The organism is Priestia sp. MDV22-iso46 (assembly GCF_058629175.1).
The window spans coordinates 88,459-103,603 of sequence record NZ_JBZVWT010000006.1 but is presented as its reverse complement, the minus strand read 5'-3'; the positions used below and the strand labels follow the sequence as shown (position 1 = coordinate 103,603).

General features: G+C 38.4%; 13 protein-coding genes and 1 other annotated feature. Of the genes, 4 read left to right on the top strand and 9 right to left on the bottom strand.

What is annotated here, in order from left to right:
* Positions 1 to 1,011, bottom strand: a complete 1,011-nt coding sequence (gene sppA, locus AC4NPH_RS23980; protein ID WP_013059474.1) for a signal peptide peptidase SppA — start codon at positions 1,009 to 1,011, stop codon at positions 1 to 3.
* 149 nt (positions 1,012 to 1,160) lie between these two features.
* Between sppA and AC4NPH_RS23975 the strand changes: the two genes are divergently transcribed.
* Positions 1,161 to 1,961, top strand: a complete 801-nt coding sequence (locus tag AC4NPH_RS23975) for an NAD kinase (protein ID WP_013059475.1) — start codon at positions 1,161 to 1,163, stop codon at positions 1,959 to 1,961.
* Between the two features lie 23 nt (positions 1,962 to 1,984).
* Here the strand turns inward: AC4NPH_RS23975 and AC4NPH_RS23970 are convergent, their stop codons facing one another.
* From AC4NPH_RS23970 to ezrA, 5 genes are all read right to left on the bottom strand, one after another.
* On the bottom strand, positions 1,985 to 3,577 hold the full coding sequence (locus AC4NPH_RS23970) for an amidohydrolase (RefSeq protein WP_063672769.1): 1,593 nt from the start codon (positions 3,575 to 3,577) through the stop codon (positions 1,985 to 1,987).
* 123 nt (positions 3,578 to 3,700) lie between these two features.
* Entirely contained in the window at positions 3,701 to 3,889 is a 189-nt protein-coding gene (locus AC4NPH_RS23965) for an alpha/beta-type small acid-soluble spore protein (RefSeq protein WP_013059477.1), read from the bottom strand.
* A gap of 88 nt (positions 3,890 to 3,977) precedes the next feature.
* Positions 3,978 to 5,189, bottom strand: a complete 1,212-nt coding sequence (thiI, locus tag AC4NPH_RS23960; protein ID WP_308334088.1) for a tRNA uracil 4-sulfurtransferase ThiI — start codon at positions 5,187 to 5,189, stop codon at positions 3,978 to 3,980.
* 6 nt (positions 5,190 to 5,195) lie between these two features.
* Positions 5,196 to 6,338, bottom strand: coding sequence for a cysteine desulfurase family protein (locus AC4NPH_RS23955; protein ID WP_029319982.1), 1,143 nt, complete (start codon positions 6,336 to 6,338; stop codon positions 5,196 to 5,198).
* Positions 6,339 to 6,609: 271 nt separating this feature from the next.
* Positions 6,610 to 8,301 (bottom strand): septation ring formation regulator EzrA, encoded by a 1,692-nt coding sequence (gene ezrA / locus AC4NPH_RS23950; protein ID WP_013059480.1) that lies wholly within the window; start codon positions 8,299 to 8,301, stop codon positions 6,610 to 6,612.
* Between the two features lie 213 nt (positions 8,302 to 8,514).
* Here ezrA and hisJ point away from each other — a divergent pair, with 213 nt between their 5' ends.
* Positions 8,515 to 9,309, top strand: coding sequence for a histidinol-phosphatase HisJ (hisJ, locus tag AC4NPH_RS23945; RefSeq protein ID WP_013059481.1), 795 nt, complete (start codon positions 8,515 to 8,517; stop codon positions 9,307 to 9,309).
* On the opposite strand, the gene refZ is transcribed toward hisJ, so the two are convergent.
* Positions 9,301 to 9,948, bottom strand: coding sequence for a forespore capture DNA-binding protein RefZ (gene refZ, locus AC4NPH_RS23940; protein ID WP_013059482.1), 648 nt, complete (start codon positions 9,946 to 9,948; stop codon positions 9,301 to 9,303). The two genes, hisJ and refZ, sit on opposite strands and share 9 nt — an antisense overlap.
* Positions 9,949 to 10,165: 217 nt before the next feature.
* Between refZ and AC4NPH_RS23935 the strand changes: the two genes are divergently transcribed.
* Positions 10,166 to 10,645 carry a GAF domain-containing protein gene (locus AC4NPH_RS23935; RefSeq protein ID WP_013059483.1) on the top strand — a complete coding sequence of 160 codons (480 nt, stop codon included), beginning with the start codon at positions 10,166 to 10,168 and terminating at the stop codon, positions 10,643 to 10,645.
* Positions 10,646 to 11,061: 416 nt separating this feature from the next.
* Positions 11,062 to 11,664 carry a 30S ribosomal protein S4 gene (gene rpsD, locus AC4NPH_RS23930; protein ID WP_013059485.1) on the top strand — a complete coding sequence of 201 codons (603 nt, stop codon included), beginning with the start codon at positions 11,062 to 11,064 and terminating at the stop codon, positions 11,662 to 11,664.
* 74 nt (positions 11,665 to 11,738) lie between these two features.
* Here rpsD and tyrS read toward each other — a convergent pair whose 3' ends face one another.
* Both tyrS and acsA read right to left on the bottom strand, forming a co-directional pair.
* Positions 11,739 to 12,998: a tyrosine--tRNA ligase gene (gene tyrS, locus AC4NPH_RS23925; RefSeq protein WP_013059486.1), complete on the bottom strand. Its 1,260-nt coding sequence runs from the start codon at positions 12,996 to 12,998 to the stop codon at positions 11,739 to 11,741.
* Positions 12,999 to 13,073: 75 nt separating this feature from the next.
* Positions 13,074 to 13,284: a binding site (T-box leader), on the bottom strand.
* Between the two features lie 139 nt (positions 13,285 to 13,423).
* The gene (acsA, locus tag AC4NPH_RS23920) at positions 13,424 to 15,139 is read right to left on the bottom strand and encodes an acetate--CoA ligase (protein ID WP_013059487.1); all 1,716 of its coding nucleotides are present in this window, start codon (positions 15,137 to 15,139) and stop codon (positions 13,424 to 13,426) included.
* Positions 15,140 to 15,145: the final 6 nt, after the last annotated feature.

The following is a 15,145-nucleotide window of genomic DNA, read 5'->3' as shown; positions in this document are numbered from 1 at the left end:
CTATTCTGCATATAAATACATCAGACGCGGAGAGCTTGGCTGCGCAAATGTTTTTAACATTGCAGTGACTTGTTCATCTCCACCTATTACTTTTTGCATGCTCATTGAAAGCCAAGAAGGCAGTCCGAATCCTTGATTGTATTGAATTACTTGTGCACCTTTTAACTTATAATCTTTCTCCATTCCTGTTACCGCATCTTCAAAATAGCCTAGTTGATCGACCAGCTTCAGCTCTTTAGCCTGACGTCCATCGTACACTCGTCCATCTGCGATAGAGCGCACTTTTTCTTTAGACAAGTGACGTCCCTCAGAGATAACATTGACGAAACCATCGTACGAGTTGTCTACAAGTGTTTGCATAATTTCTTTTTCTTCTCCGGTCATTTCTCTTGTTGGAGACATAATATCTTTATGAGCCCCGCTTTTGATAACAACAGATTCTACTCCTAGTTTATCAGCCAGCTTGCCGTAGTTAACGCTTTGCATAATTACACCTAGTGAACCTGTTAAAGTATCCGGAATTGCATAGATTTTATTAGCAGCTGTTGAAATGTAATAGCCTCCTGAAGCAGCCATTGATCCCATTGAAATATACACTGGCTTTTTCGTTTCTTTCTTCAGCTCTTCAATTTTTTTATGTATTTCAGCACTTTCAACGACGCCGCCGCCCGGTGAATTCACCTTAATAATGACTCCTTTAACTGCCTTATCATTTTTTGCAGCCTCTAGCTGCTTTAAAAATGCTTGGTGGTTATAACCATTTTGGGACATAAGCGGAGAGGAACCACTTCCTGTATCTTGAATCGTTCCATTGACCTCTAGCACTGCAATTTTCTTAGCTGCATTCCCTTTTTCGATAACTGTTTCTGATAGTTCACTGTCGTCTCCTCCAAATATGCCTGCCAGACCGTCATCTTTTTCTTCTTTGACTGAAAAACCAATATTAACAATCGCAGAAAAAATGAATAAGCAGGCCGCAATTAAAAGAGCAATCCACCTTTTTTTGTTCATGAAAATCCTCCTTTTTAGGTGTCAGAATTAAAAGATTATTCTTTTAATTCCTAAAGCAATAATGCTATAATTATTGTAACAAACTTTTTTTAAAAAGTTTACTTTATCGCTAATATTTTACATATCAGACAAACAAGGGGGAACTATCTATGCCAAATCGTCGCAACGTTTATTTCTTTCATCCAAAAAACCAGGAAACAAAGGCGCTCGTAAGTCCACTTATTGAACTTGCAAAACAATATGACTTTCAAGTAGTAGACCATTTCGACAGCGCTAACATCATTGTAAGTATTGGCGGTGACGGAGCTTTCTTGCAGGCTGTCCGTCAATCTGGCTTTCGAGATGACTGCTTATATGCTGGTGTCACAACTTCAGATCAACTAAGCTTTTACTGCGATTTTCATATCGATGAAACGGATAAAATGATTGAAGCTATTACGACAGAAAATATAGAAGTACGTCGATTTCCCGTTTTACAAACTCAAATTGATCAAGGAACTTCTTTTTATTGCTTAAATGAATGTTCGATTCGATCAGGAGTTATAAAAACACTCAGTCTAGATGTTTTTATTAATGAAAATCACTTTGAAACATTCCGTGGGGATGGGATGATTATTTCAACACCAACAGGCAGTACGGCTTATAATAAATCGGTAAGTGGAGCCGTAGTTGATCCGTTAATTCCTTGTATGCAAGTCAGCGAATTGGCATCGTTAAATAATAATAACTATCGTACATTAGGATCTTCATTCATCCTAAGCGCTGAGCATACGCTCACTTTAAAACTATCCAATGACAACAACCACAGTCCAATTATTGGAATAGATAACGAAGCATTAAATGCACGTCAAGTTGATCAAGTTCAAATTCGTTTAAGCGACCGTCAAATTAAAACGGTTAAGCTGAAAGATAACTCTTTCTGGCAACGAGTTAAGCGTACATTTCTATAATAAAAAGCGCCTTTGGGCGCTTTTTATTTTTGATATACAATTTCTCCATTAATAGCAGTCATCTGCACCTGTACCCCTGGAATATCATCTGCAGGTATCTCAAACAGATCTCTTTCTAATATGGTAAAATCAGCTACATAGTCCTTTTGAATATATCCTTTTTTATGCTCTTGATGAATGGCCTGTGCGCTTCCTAATGTAAACAGCCGAACAGCTTCAAATACAGTGAGTCGCTCAGAAGGTATGTAAACGACCGAGCTGTTCGGAGAAGTTTTTCTAGAAACTGCTGCATGAATCGTTAACATGGGATTGATAGGTTCAATAGGCGCATCCGATCCGCCTGCACACATTACGCCCTCGTCCAATAACGTTTTCCACGCATAGCAATAGTCCAAATGCTCTTCTCCAATTTTTTCAATAACCCATGGAAAATCACTGGCTAAAAACCGAGGCTGGATATCCAGCACAACCGGGAGCTTTTTTACACGATGAACTAAATCTTTTCGTAGAATTTGCGCATGAATAATACGATCTCTTTGCCCTGCTTGAGGAGGATATTGTTCGATGCTTTCTACTACATATTGAAACGCTAAATCACCAATTGCATGAATTGCAACCGTCATGCCCAATTCTCTTGCTTTTCTCACTAGCTGTTTTAATTCATCTAGTGATTGAATAGCTACACCTCTTGTAGAAGGGTCGCTTTTGTATGGAAAGCTTAAAAGAGCAGATTGACTGCCGAGAGAACCATCAGCAAAAATCTTCATTGGTCCTATTTCAATAAAAGCGGATGTGTCTTTCTTTTCTTCAACGTATGTATACATATCATCTACAGCTTCATGATGAACAAGTAAATGAGCACGAAACAGCTGCTTTTCTTTATGAATAACGTCTTGAAATGCTTGATATGCACGTAAAAAGCCTCCATAATAATTTAAATCTTCCGTATGTCCACCCGTCAATCCGTGCTGAACACAATCTTTAATGGCTACTGAAAGAGCTTGTCGAATGTATGCTTCTGATACTTGAGGAATATGAGCCGTTACTAATTCTTGCGCTTGATCAGCCAAAAAACCGGTAGGATTTCCCGCTTCATCCCTCTGGATAATACCTCCTTCCGGGTCACGTGTTTCAGCTGTAATCCCGGCTATTTTAAGAGCAGTCCCGTTTACTACTAATCCGTGACGACAGACTCGCTTCAACATAATAGGATGTTCTGTTGAAAGTTGATCAAGATCTTGATACTGAATCAAAGAGGAATCTTCCCACTGATTTTCATCCCAACCTTCTCCAATTACCCATTCTCCTTTTGGTGTACTCTCTACTTTTTGCCGAACGCGCATCAGCACGTCTTCCCTAGAAGTAGCTTGAGACAAATCAAGCCTAAGGAGCTTTTCACCGTGACCAATTAAGTGAAGATGGCTATCTACAAAGCCCGGATACATTGGATATCCTTTGAGGTGTACTTCTTTGTTAATCTCAGCACCCCATTTGATTCTTAGATCTTCTTCTGCGCCTATATCTTCAATGAATCCTTTTTCAACATATACGCTTTCTACATGCTCACCTTCTTTTAGCATCGTATATATTTTGCCGCCGTAAAATAAAGTCCCCATCGCCAACATCTCCTTTACTTTATAAAGCTTGATCTTGTCTCTATTATACGTGACAAAACAAACAAGACAAAAGAGTGAGGTTTCCCCCACTCTTTTTAGCCATCATTATTTAGTTAATATGACTTATTTACCACCAAGTTGTTGCTCAGCCATTTGAACTAAGCGTTTAGTGATTTCTCCACCAACAGATCCGTTAGCGCGAGCTGTTGCTTCTGGTCCAAGATTTACACCGAATTCAGAAGCGATTTCGTATTTCATTTGGTCGATAGCAGCTGCTGAACCAGGAGCTACTAATTTGTTTGTGTTTGCCATGTGTTTTCACCTCCTTGTTGAATATAGATTGTGTCAAAACACATGGCATCATACATTATTTTTTTGGTAATTTTATGAAATTTACCTTTTAAAACAAATCTTCTACGCTGTCTGCGGTATTTGTAGCCGAAGAAGCTTTCATCTCAAGCGTTTCTACATTATTTACCGCTTCTTGAATTAATGTTTCAAAATCATAAAATTGTTCGTATCGATTTATTTTTTCACGCTTTGGCTTCGTTTTTGGTGAGCTTGGCGTAAAAATTGTACAGCAGTCTTCATACGGTCGATTCGAAATTTCATGTGTATCAATTTTGCGGGCAATTTCAACAATCTCCGTTTTATCCATTGTTACAAGCGGACGCAAAATTGGCGTATTAGTCACTTCATTAATCGCATACATGCTCTCAACCGTTTGACTAGCTACTTGCCCTAAGCTGTCGCCAGTTACGATAGCTAACGATTCATTTTTTTCACGAATAAGGTCCGTAATTCGAAGCATCATACGGCGTGTAGAGGTCATGGTATAATTCTCTGGAATTTGCTTTTGAATCGCTTGCTGTACAGCTGTAAACGGTACAATGTGAAGCTTTACTTTTTCGTGATAAGCCGTTAATTTTTGCGTTAAATCGATGACTTTTTGCTTAGAACGTTCACTTGTAAAAGGCGGACTGTAAAAATGAACCGCCTCTATTTCTAAACCGCGCTTCATGGCTAAGTATCCTGCAACCGGGCTGTCAATTCCTCCAGAAAGCATCAGCATCGCTTTTCCACTCGTACCAACTGGAAGACCTCCTGCTCCGCGATAATCAAAACATGTAATATACGTTGCTTCACTTCTCACTTCTACTCGTACATTTACGCTTGGTTCTTTTACGTTTACCTTTAGATGCTCTGTATTTCGTAGAATATGACTTCCTACTGCATAATTTAATTCGTTTGTATCAAGAGGAAATTGTTTATACGCTCTCCGAGTAGATACTTTGAATGTTTTTCCTTCTATATCAAATTCTTTCATTGCTTCTAACGCTGCTTCTTGAATCGCTTCAAGCTCATTTTCAACTTTTAATGCTAAACTAAAGCTCTGAATACCAAAGATTTGCTGAAGACGTTCGATGATAGGCTCGTGATTTTCACCGTTTAAGTGAATATACATGCGGTCTCTTGTGTATTTTACGTGAATATTTTGGAATGCACTAAGAGCCGTTACGATATTTTTTCTTAGCTGGGCAACAAATTTTTTTCTATTTTGTCCTTTGGTTGAGATTTCTCCGTACCGAATTAAAATATGGTTATATATCATAATCATTTACCTCATTACTTTCTTTAGATCTTCAATTACTGTGAAAATAGCATTTACAATGGGCGTTACTTCATTATAATCATTTAAGCCTGACAAGCTTAATCGAATGGATTGATCGGCTTCTTCGTAATTTTTACCGATAGCTAAAAGCGTTTTGCTTGGCTTTTTTCGCTTTGATGAGCAAGCAGATGTAGTGGATACAAACACTCCTTTTTCTTCAAGAGCGTGAACAAAAACCTCACCTTTAATACCTTGTGCTGTAAAATTTATAATATGAGGTGCCGAATGCTCATTCGGCGTATTAATCGTGATTCTTTCGTGAGCAGAAAGTTTGTCCATCAGTTCTGCTTTTATTTTCCGCATTTTTTGCTGATTTTGAGCAGCATGTTCAAGTGTTAAACGGAGTGCTTTAGCAAATGCTACGATTCCCGGCACATTTTCCGTGCCTGATCGATGCTGCATTTCCTGAGAGCCTCCGCTAAGCAGCGGATGAAGCTGAACTCCATTTCGTTTATATAAAATTCCCGTCCCTTTTAAACCGTGAATTTTGTGTCCTGATAATGTGCATAAATCAATTTTATGATCCGCTAAAGAAAGCGGAACTTTTCCAATCCCCTGCACATGATCGACGTGAAAAAGCACCTTGGAATAGTTCGTCAGCATCTGTCCAATTTCTTCAATTGGCTGAATGGTGCCAATCTCATTATTTACATGCATAACAGATACTAAAATGGTTTCATCCGTAATAGCTGATTCAATAGCCGCAGGTGATACAAAACCACTGGAATCTACCGGAACATACGTAACGTTAAATCCTAGGGATTCTAACTGCTTGAATGGTTCATGAACAGAATCATGTTCAATATTTGTCGTAATGATATGCTGACCTCGGCTTTTATATTGCATCGCTACGCCTTTAATAGCCAAATTATTCCCTTCCGTTCCTCCAGATGTAAAGATAATTTCATTTGACGATACGTGCAGCAATTCTGCTACTTGCTCACGCGAACGGCTCAACAAATTCTCTGCCTGTACGCCAAATTGATGGAGGGAGGATGGATTGCCATAATAAGTTGTAGCTACTTTGGTAAAAGATTGTATGACTTCATTATAGGGTTTTGTTGTAGCGCTATTATCTAAATAAATCAAGGATGCGCGCCCCCTTCTTCATTTTTTCGGAACAACGTATTATCATAACATACCTTGATACTTTTTTAAATTAGGTTTTGCCTTAGTAATCATAACAAGGATAGACGATCTTTTCAAAGCTATTTGCCACTTTATAAGCAAGGTCTCCCCTTGCTTATCCTAACAGTTGCTGCCGTATTTATAGACTATACCATTAGCATTGAAAGAGATACGAGATAGTATGTAAAGAAAAGCATCATAAAAAAGCTCGTGTCCTTTGGACACGAGCTTTTTAACTCTGTGAAGATACAATACGCTGTATACGATCCAGCGCACCAGGATCTACTTGCTCAATAGCTGCAGATGCCTGTTTTAATGCTTCTTTGTATTCATAATGACGAAATGCTTCTTCTGCTTCTTCTAAAGACTGTGCAATTGAGTGATGAGTACTTCTATAACGGTTACCGTATTGAATCACTCTTTCAACGAGTCGCGCTTCTTCTAACATTGCCTCTGTTTCATCAAATGTATCCTGAACAAAACCAACAGCATCTTCAAGTAAAGATTGAACAGCTTGAATATTAAGCGGTTTTTCTTTCAGCTTAGCGGTTACTTCATTTAAGATATGAACCGTTTTTTCAAGCTGCACTTTATATTCTTCAGGAACACCAGGAAGGTTGCTTTTTTGAATAAGGCGTCGTGCTTCAATCAACTGAGATTTCAGTTCTTCTATTTTGTCCTTAGCTGAGAGCTCATCTTTGCGAAGAGCTTGTAGCATATCGCTATAGGATTCCTGAGATTCTTTTAATTGGTTAAGCTGTTTGGAAACGTCTTCGAGTTCTTCTTGGATCACACTGTAGGCTAAATTGTGCTCCGCCACCTTGTCCGAAATATTATAGTACAAGTTAGTCAATCGTTTTAGTTCGCGGTCCATTTTATAATATACGTCTAAATCGCGCTCTTTAAAATGATAGCTTTGCTGTACAAATAGCGTTTCTTCACGAAGTTCACGGTTTCGTTCTTGAAGCATACGAAGGAAGTTAGATACCGTATGAGATTCACGGTTCATTTTATGATAGGAGAAAACCTCATGCTCAAGTGAGTCATATAACTGCTCTAAGCGTTCGTTCACATCATCTAGTTTTGTAATCGCTTCTTCCACATATAATTCTTCAATATCTGCAATAATTTCAGCAGTTTCTTGTTTTAAAAGCTCTACCGTTTCTTCTACTTGCAGATGATCTAACACATAGCCCTGCTCACTCATTTCGCGGAACCCGTCAAGCAGTTCATTGAACTGAACAGGAAGAGTGGTCTGACACTCAACTAACACTTTTGGAATTTGTTCTAAATACGAATCAATAGCTGTTAAATCAGTTTTTAATTGAAGAACAATCTCACGTGCTTGAAGATAATTTCCGTTAATCGTCTCTTCCTCGTATTTTTTAAACTGCTCTTTAGATGTATTAATTGCGTATTCTAACGTTTTTTCAGCATTTCCATAGGAATACCGATGTGCGAGCAATTTTTTCTTCACATGGCGGTGAAGCTGATTTAATTCCTCAATATCATATCGATTATCTTGTTCGCTACCAATTAAATTTTGAAGTTCAGTAAGTATGTTTTCAATATCTATCTTGGTTTGTTCTAAGGCTTGATCAATATGTATAGATAACTGCTTCGCTTTTTTAAATCGGTATTTATCCGCTGCTTCTTCCGTTTCAAACAGTTCTTTATCAATTTTCGGGAGATTAGTTGATATAATTTCATCCCACTGCTCACGCCAACGTTCAAATAGCTCTTCAGTTTGACCTGTCATGTTCAATTCTTTTACTTTTGAAATTTCCTCTGCAACTGGCGTATTTGCTAATTCGACTTTGATCGTTTCCAGGCGATCAATTTCTTGATAAATCTTTTTACGTGAAAACATTCCGTACACAACTAATCCGATAATAAGTATGATTAGTGCTATAATGAATTCCATACTAAGCCCCCTTACAGTGCGTTCTACATGACAAGTTTCTTATTTATAAAAAGGGTGAATTTAATCCTTTAAATTTTTTTGCGTCAATGTTTTTATGATACCATGTAAAGTCCAACTTTTGAGCAAAAAATTAAATTTTTTTATACAAAATATTGGCATGGAGTCACTTTGTGTCGTTACAATGGAAAAAGAAGAAAAAAGGAGGCATTTTTTATGAAAGTTGACAAACATATTCATACTCCATTTTGCCCACACGGTTCACCTGATTCATTGCAACAATATGTTGAACAGGCGATTTCCCTGAACTTTGGGGAGATTTCGTTTACAGAGCATGCTCCATTACCAAAAAGCTTCAGTGATCCGACGCCTGATCGCGACAGCGGAATGGATCCTGACAAACTTGATCGCTACATTCAAAACGTACAGCAAGTTAAAAAAGAATTTGAGCGCGATATTCGTATTAATATCGGATTGGAAGTTGACTTTATTGAAGGATTTGAACACGAAACAACAGATTTCTTAAACGAATATGGTCCTTATCTCGATGACAGCATACTTTCTGTCCACTTCTTAAAACATGAAGAAGGATATGACTGCCTAGATTTTAGCGCTGACGTATTTGCACATATTGTACAGAAGTTTGGCAGCGTAAGCAAAGTATATGATAAGTATTACAACACGGTATTACGCTCTGTACAGGCCAATTTAGGCGTTTATAAGCCTAAGCGCATTGGTCATATGACACTCGTACATAAATTTCAAACTCGCTTTCCATATGAAGACACACTTTCCCCTATTATTTTATCAATACTCGATGAAATAAAAATGAAAGATCTGGCTTTGGATTATAATGGTGCAGGGTTGTTTAAGCCTTTGTGCAAGGAAGCGTATCCAGCTCCCTTTGTCGTAAAAGCAGCCCAACAGAAAAAAATCCCTCTCGTATATGGGTCAGACGCCCACTGTGCGAAGGATTTAGGCCAAGGCTATGGAGAGCTCCATTTAGGATAATTGAACGCGCAGTTTGTTTGTCCGTTCATATGGCAAACATACCGTTGTGTGCACCCATTGCTCAAGCTCAATCGCATATTGCTGAACAAAATACGGTTCGTGAGGCAATATATGAAGAACTTCACTTAGGTACTGAGGATGAAGATAAGGCATAGACAGCATGCCCTTAAGCTCAATGATTGTAAAGGAAACGTGCAGCTTTCGAAATTCCTTTTCTTTCATCCCTCTTTCAAGGATTGTTTTTAAGTAGTATTTTTCTTTGGTTAAATACGTAGTCATAACTTCTCGAATTAAAATCGTGTCAAGAGAGATTTCTCTATATACGAGCCGGGCAATATGCCTATTTTCGTGCTGGTAATGTAAGATAGCTCGAATCATCACGATCATACTTTCTGTTGAAGACAGCTTTTTCATTTCTTGGAATGCTTGCTCCAGTACCCCAATATAACCTTCAAAATAAGAAATCACTAAACTTTCAAGCAATCCTTCTTTGCTATGAAAATAATATGAAATATTCGCTACGTTCACTTTCGCTTTTCCTGCAATCTCGCGCACCGACGTACCATCAAAACCTTTTACGTTAAAAAGAGAAACAGCCGCATCAATAATTTTCTCTTTCGTTTTTGACTGTACAGCCATCTATCTACACCTCATTTCGATTTATTTTTACAAAACACATATGATTGCAAAATTGTGTAGAAATCGTTACAGTATTTAAAAAGGATTTTAGTAGCCTCTCTACATAATTCGTGATAGGCTTTTTAGTTCCTGTAATCTTTTATCGACAAAGTAGCGTTAAAACTGACGTTTCCTGATAAAAACTCATTAAATCTTATGTTGAATGGAGGAGAATACATTGTTTAATGTCGAAAACTACAGCGGCTCAAAACAAAAGGATTATGAATTAGTAATTAAGCAATTACGCGCCTTATCAGAAGGAGAAAGCAATACAATTGCTAATCTAGCAAATGCTTCAGCTTTACTAAATCAATTTTTAAATGAAGTAAACTGGGTAGGCTTTTATTTAATGGAAGACGGCGAGTTAGTACTCGGCCCTTTTCAGGGGCTGCCGGCTTGTGTTCGCATTCCACTTGGAAAAGGCGTATGCGGTACAGCAGCTCAAAATCAAAGAACAGAGCGAATTGAAGATGTTCATGCATTCCCTGGCCACATTGCATGTGATGCTGCTTCTCAATCTGAAATCGTTGTACCAATGGTGAAAGATGGTAAACTTTTAGGTGTTCTTGATATTGACAGTCCAATCAAAAATCGCTTTGATGAGATCGATCAACAGTATCTTGAAGAATTCGTCAAAGAACTCACTTCCTTTCTTTGAATATGAATAAGCAAAAAAACCGCTGCAAATCAGCGGTTTTTGCTTATTAAACAAACGTTTGATTAGCCCATCACCACCGTTTTCTTACGTTCTTTCTTCTTCTTTCATACTTCAAAAGAATATATCCTTTCTTTTACATTCTTTTAATCTTCAATCTCCCTTGACTTTATACGAGGAAACACCTATAATACTCGTTGTGTGAAATATTGCAGCTTATACAATCTTCTTTATGTTTTTTCATTTTGTTCCTCATTAAAAGATTGTTTTACAGAAGTAGCAATTCTTTTAACAAGATGGTGTATCGTGTAACTCTCTGCTGCTAGAGCGATGGTACATGAAAACAAAATGAGCATATCGCTAGAATGTGTCTGTTTTTGTTTTGCATAAAATAAAAACACAAACAAGGAGGAGTCATCATGGCTCGTTATACAGGTCCAAGTTGGAAAATCTCTCGTCGCTTAGGTCTTTCTCTAAGTGGTACAGGTAAAGAATTAGAAAAACGCCCTTACGCTCCAGGTCCACACGGCCCAGGTCAACGTAAGAAAATTTCTGAGTACGGTTTACAATTACAAGAAAAGCAAAAATTACGCCACATGTATGGTGTAACTGAGCGTCAATTCCGTAACTTATTCGTTGCTGCTGGTAAATTAACTGGTAAGCACGGTGAGAACTTCATGATTCTTTTAGAAGCTCGTCTTGATAACTTAGTATACCGTATGGGTCTTGCACGCACTCGTCGTCAAGCTCGTCAATTAGTTAACCACGGTCACGTTTTAGTTGACGGTAAACGCGTTGACATCCCATCTTACCGTGTACAACCTGGTCAAGTGATCGGTGTTCGCGAAAAATCTCGCAACCTTTCAATCGTGAAAGAAGCGCTTGAAGTTAACAACTTCGTACCAGACTACTTAACAGTAGACGCTGAGAAATTAGAAGGTACATTCACTCGCTTACCAGAGCGTTCTGAATTATCTGCTGAAATCAACGAAGCACTAATCGTAGAGTTCTACTCTCGTTAATAGTAAAAAGCCGTTCCTTATGGAGCGGCTTTTTTGCTGTCTATATATAAAAAAAGGCCTTTCGGCCTTTTTTTTTATGCGTATTGAATAAGGGTATATTTTTTCTTGCCTCGACGAATCACTGTGAATTGACCTTCAATACGGTCTTCTGCACCTACTGTTTTTTGTAAATCTTGTTCACGCTCACCGTTTAAGTAAATCGCACCGTTTGAAATATCTTCACGTGCTTGACGTTTAGAAGGAGAAATTTTACTTTCTACAAGTAAATCAATTAAACCAATATTTTCACCTGTATGCGTGTAAGAAGGAACATCCTTGAATCCTTGCTTAATTTCTTCTGCTGTTAACTCTGAAATACTTCCGCTAAATAAAGCTTGCGAAATACGAATTGCTTGCTCAAGAGCTTCTTCACCGTGTACAAGCGTAGTCATCGCTGCCGCTAGTGCTTTTTGTGCTTCGCGTTTTTCAGGAGCTTCTTTTGCAGAAGCTGCTAATTCATTAATTTCTTCGTGTGATAAGAATGTAAAGTATTTTAAATATTTTATAACATCACGATCATCTGTATTAATCCAGAATTGGTAGAATTCATACGGACTTGTTTTTTCAGGGTCTAACCAAATTGCTCCGCCTTCTGTTTTACCGAACTTCGTCCCGTCCGCTTTTGTTACAAGCGGAACTGTTAATCCAAATGCTTTTGCATCTTCTTCTGATTTACGAATTAATTCTAAGCCAGCCGTAATATTTCCCCATTGGTCGCTGCCGCCAATTTGAAGCTTACAGTTATATGTTTGGTATAAATTCAAGAAATCGTATGACTGTAAAATCATGTAGCTAAATTCCGTAAATGAAATGCCTGATTCGATACGAGATTGAACAGAATCCTTTGCCATCATATAGTTAATACCAAAGTTTTTACCGATATCTCGTAGGAATGTAATAACATCTAATGAGCCAATCCAGTCATAGTTATTTGCAATAACTGCTGCATTTTCACCTTCTTCGAAATCTAAGAAGCGTGAAAGCTGACCTTTAATACGCTCACTAAACATGGCAACCGTTTCTTTTTCATTTAACGTACGCTCTGCTTTTTTACCGCTTGGATCTCCAATAAGACCCGTACCTCCACCAACTAATGCAATTGGTTGGTGTCCAGCTTGTTGAAAGCGACGTAAAATTAAAACAGGAAGCATGTGGCCGATGTGAAGGCTGTCGGCTGTCGGATCGAATCCGCAGTACAAACGAACAGACTCTTTACTCAAAAGTTCACTTAAACCTTTTTCATCCGTTTGTTGGTTAATGAGCCCTCGAAACTCAAGATCTTGTAAAATATCCATGTTATATATTCTCTCCTTTATCTAATTGCTCGTTACAATTTGTTGAACAACATAAAAAACGCCCCTTCTTAAAAAAGAAGGGACGAAAATATCGCGGTACCACCCTATTTGGAAATAAATTATTTCCCACTTAAATGATGTAACGGTCTACCCGTCTTTTGCTACTGTAAGTTCACAAAAGATGCTCAAGGACGTATTTCATATTTGTCTATGTACTGATTTTCAGCAACCATCAGCTCTCTTAAACAGGGAGACAAGTATTACTTCTTCCTATCACTGCAGTTTATTTTATTTAAAAGTTTACACCCCACAATTATGAATGATTTCATTTTAAAATTCAAGTCCAAAAAAAAGTTCAAACAGCTGGCTGTTTGAACTTTATAAAAATCACTTATTTTCCCTACAAAGATTGAAACATTTACTCCTTAGTCTTCCATCGTTGACAAATCGCCCGTTGGCAAATCTAATTCCCACGCTTTTAAAACGCGACGCATAATTTTACCACTTCGTGTTTTAGGTAGCTTATCTTTAAACTCGATTTCACGCGGGGCTGCATGAGCAGCTAACCCTTTTTTCACAAATTGACGAATATCTTCAATCAGTTCATCTGAAGATTCATACCCATCTCTAAGTGCGATAAATGCTTTAATAATTTCCCCGCGCACAGGGTCAGGCTTACCAATAACACCCGCTTCTGCTACAGCAGGGTGTTCAACAAGCTTACTTTCTACTTCAAATGGACCCACGCGTTCTCCTGCCGTCATAATAACATCATCGATTCGGCCTTGGAACCAAAAATAACCGTCTTCATCCATATACGCCGAATCACCTGATACGTACCAATCACCTGGCATAAAATATGACTCATACTTTTCTTTGTTGTTCCAAATCGTATGCATCATAGATGGCCAGCCTTTTTTAATTGCTAAGTTACCCATTCGATAAGGTGGAAGCTCTTGTCCTTGATCGTCAACGATTGCTGCTTGTATACCTGGAATTGGTTTCCCCATAGATCCTGGCTTAATTTTCATAGACGGATAATTACAAATCGTCTGACCGCCAGTTTCAGTCATCCACCACGTATCATGAATACGTTTTTGGAACACCTTCATTCCCCAGCGTACCACTTCAGGATTTAACGGTTCTCCCACACTTAATACATGTCTGAGATTGCTTAAATCATAGCGTTTAACTAAGTCATCACCAGCACCCATTAGCATTCGAAAAGCTGTAGGTGCACTGTACCAAACCGTTACGCCAAAATCTTCAAGTGCTTGATACCATGCATCTGGACTAAATCGTCCTCCTACAATCACATTGGTTGCTCCAGCAAGCCAAGGACCAAAAATCCCATAAGAAGTCCCCGTTACCCAACCGGGATCTGCTGTACACCAATACACATCGTCATCTTTTAAGTCGAGTACCCACTTTGCAGTTTGATAGTGCTGAAGCATTGCGTTGTGAACATGAAGTACGCCTTTTGGTTTGCCAGTTGAACCTGATGTATAATGAAGCAGCATACCATCTGTTCTATCTACCCACTCAATTTCCACCTCTTTATTCGCCGCTTCTAATCGCTTCAGAAAATCTAGTTGAATGCCTTCTTCTTCTACATTTTCCCCTACAAGGAGAATGTGTTTTAAAGCTGGCAAATCTTTCACCGGAACGCGGCTCAGCAATTCAGGCGTTGTAATTAACACTTTTGCATCACTGTCTTGCAAACGATCTTTTACTGCACCTTCCATGAACGCTTCAAATAAAGGCCCAACAATAGCGCCAAGCTTTACCGCGCCTAACAGCGCAAAATAAAGTTCCGGAGAGCGAGGCATAAAGATAAACACGCGATCTCCTTTTTCTACGTCTGTTTGTTTTAGCACGTTTGCGGCTTTGTTTGACCATTCTTTCATTTCTTTGAATGTATATTTTTCATTGCGCTGCGCATCTCGATAATAAAGCGCAACTTTATTTTTACGCGTAGAGTTTGCGTGCTTATCAATTGCTTCATAAGCTGCATTTAGTTTACCTGTTTCATGCCATGAAAATTCCTTCTCCACTTGTGACCAGTCAAAGGTTTGATACGTTTTATCATAGTCCTGTAAGTTGTATACCCCTTCAATTACAGGAAGCGCTTCCACCTTCATCACAAA

Excerpts from the sequence above, each read along its gene's own strand:
- sppA (WP_013059474.1), bottom strand. The coding sequence starts at position 1,011 with ATGAACAAAAAAAGGTGGATTGCTCTTTTAATTGCGGCCTGCTTATTC.
- AC4NPH_RS23975 (WP_013059475.1), top strand. The coding sequence starts at position 1,161 with ATGCCAAATCGTCGCAACGTTTATTTCTTTCATCCAAAAAACCAGGAA.
- AC4NPH_RS23970 (WP_063672769.1), bottom strand. The coding sequence starts at position 3,577 with ATGGGGACTTTATTTTACGGCGGCAAAATATATACGATGCTAAAAGAA.
- AC4NPH_RS23965 (WP_013059477.1), bottom strand. The coding sequence starts at position 3,889 with ATGGCAAACACAAACAAATTAGTAGCTCCTGGTTCAGCAGCTGCTATC.
- thiI (WP_308334088.1), bottom strand. The coding sequence starts at position 5,189 with ATGATATATAACCATATTTTAATTCGGTACGGAGAAATCTCAACCAAA.
- ezrA (WP_013059480.1), bottom strand. The coding sequence starts at position 8,301 with ATGGAATTCATTATAGCACTAATCATACTTATTATCGGATTAGTTGTG.
- hisJ (WP_013059481.1), top strand. The coding sequence starts at position 8,515 with ATGAAAGTTGACAAACATATTCATACTCCATTTTGCCCACACGGTTCA.
- refZ (WP_013059482.1), bottom strand. The coding sequence starts at position 9,948 with ATGGCTGTACAGTCAAAAACGAAAGAGAAAATTATTGATGCGGCTGTT.
- rpsD (WP_013059485.1), top strand. The coding sequence starts at position 11,062 with ATGGCTCGTTATACAGGTCCAAGTTGGAAAATCTCTCGTCGCTTAGGT.
- tyrS (WP_013059486.1), bottom strand. The coding sequence starts at position 12,998 with ATGGATATTTTACAAGATCTTGAGTTTCGAGGGCTCATTAACCAACAA.
- acsA (WP_013059487.1), bottom strand. The coding sequence starts at position 15,139 with ATGAAGGTGGAAGCGCTTCCTGTAATTGAAGGGGTATACAACTTACAG.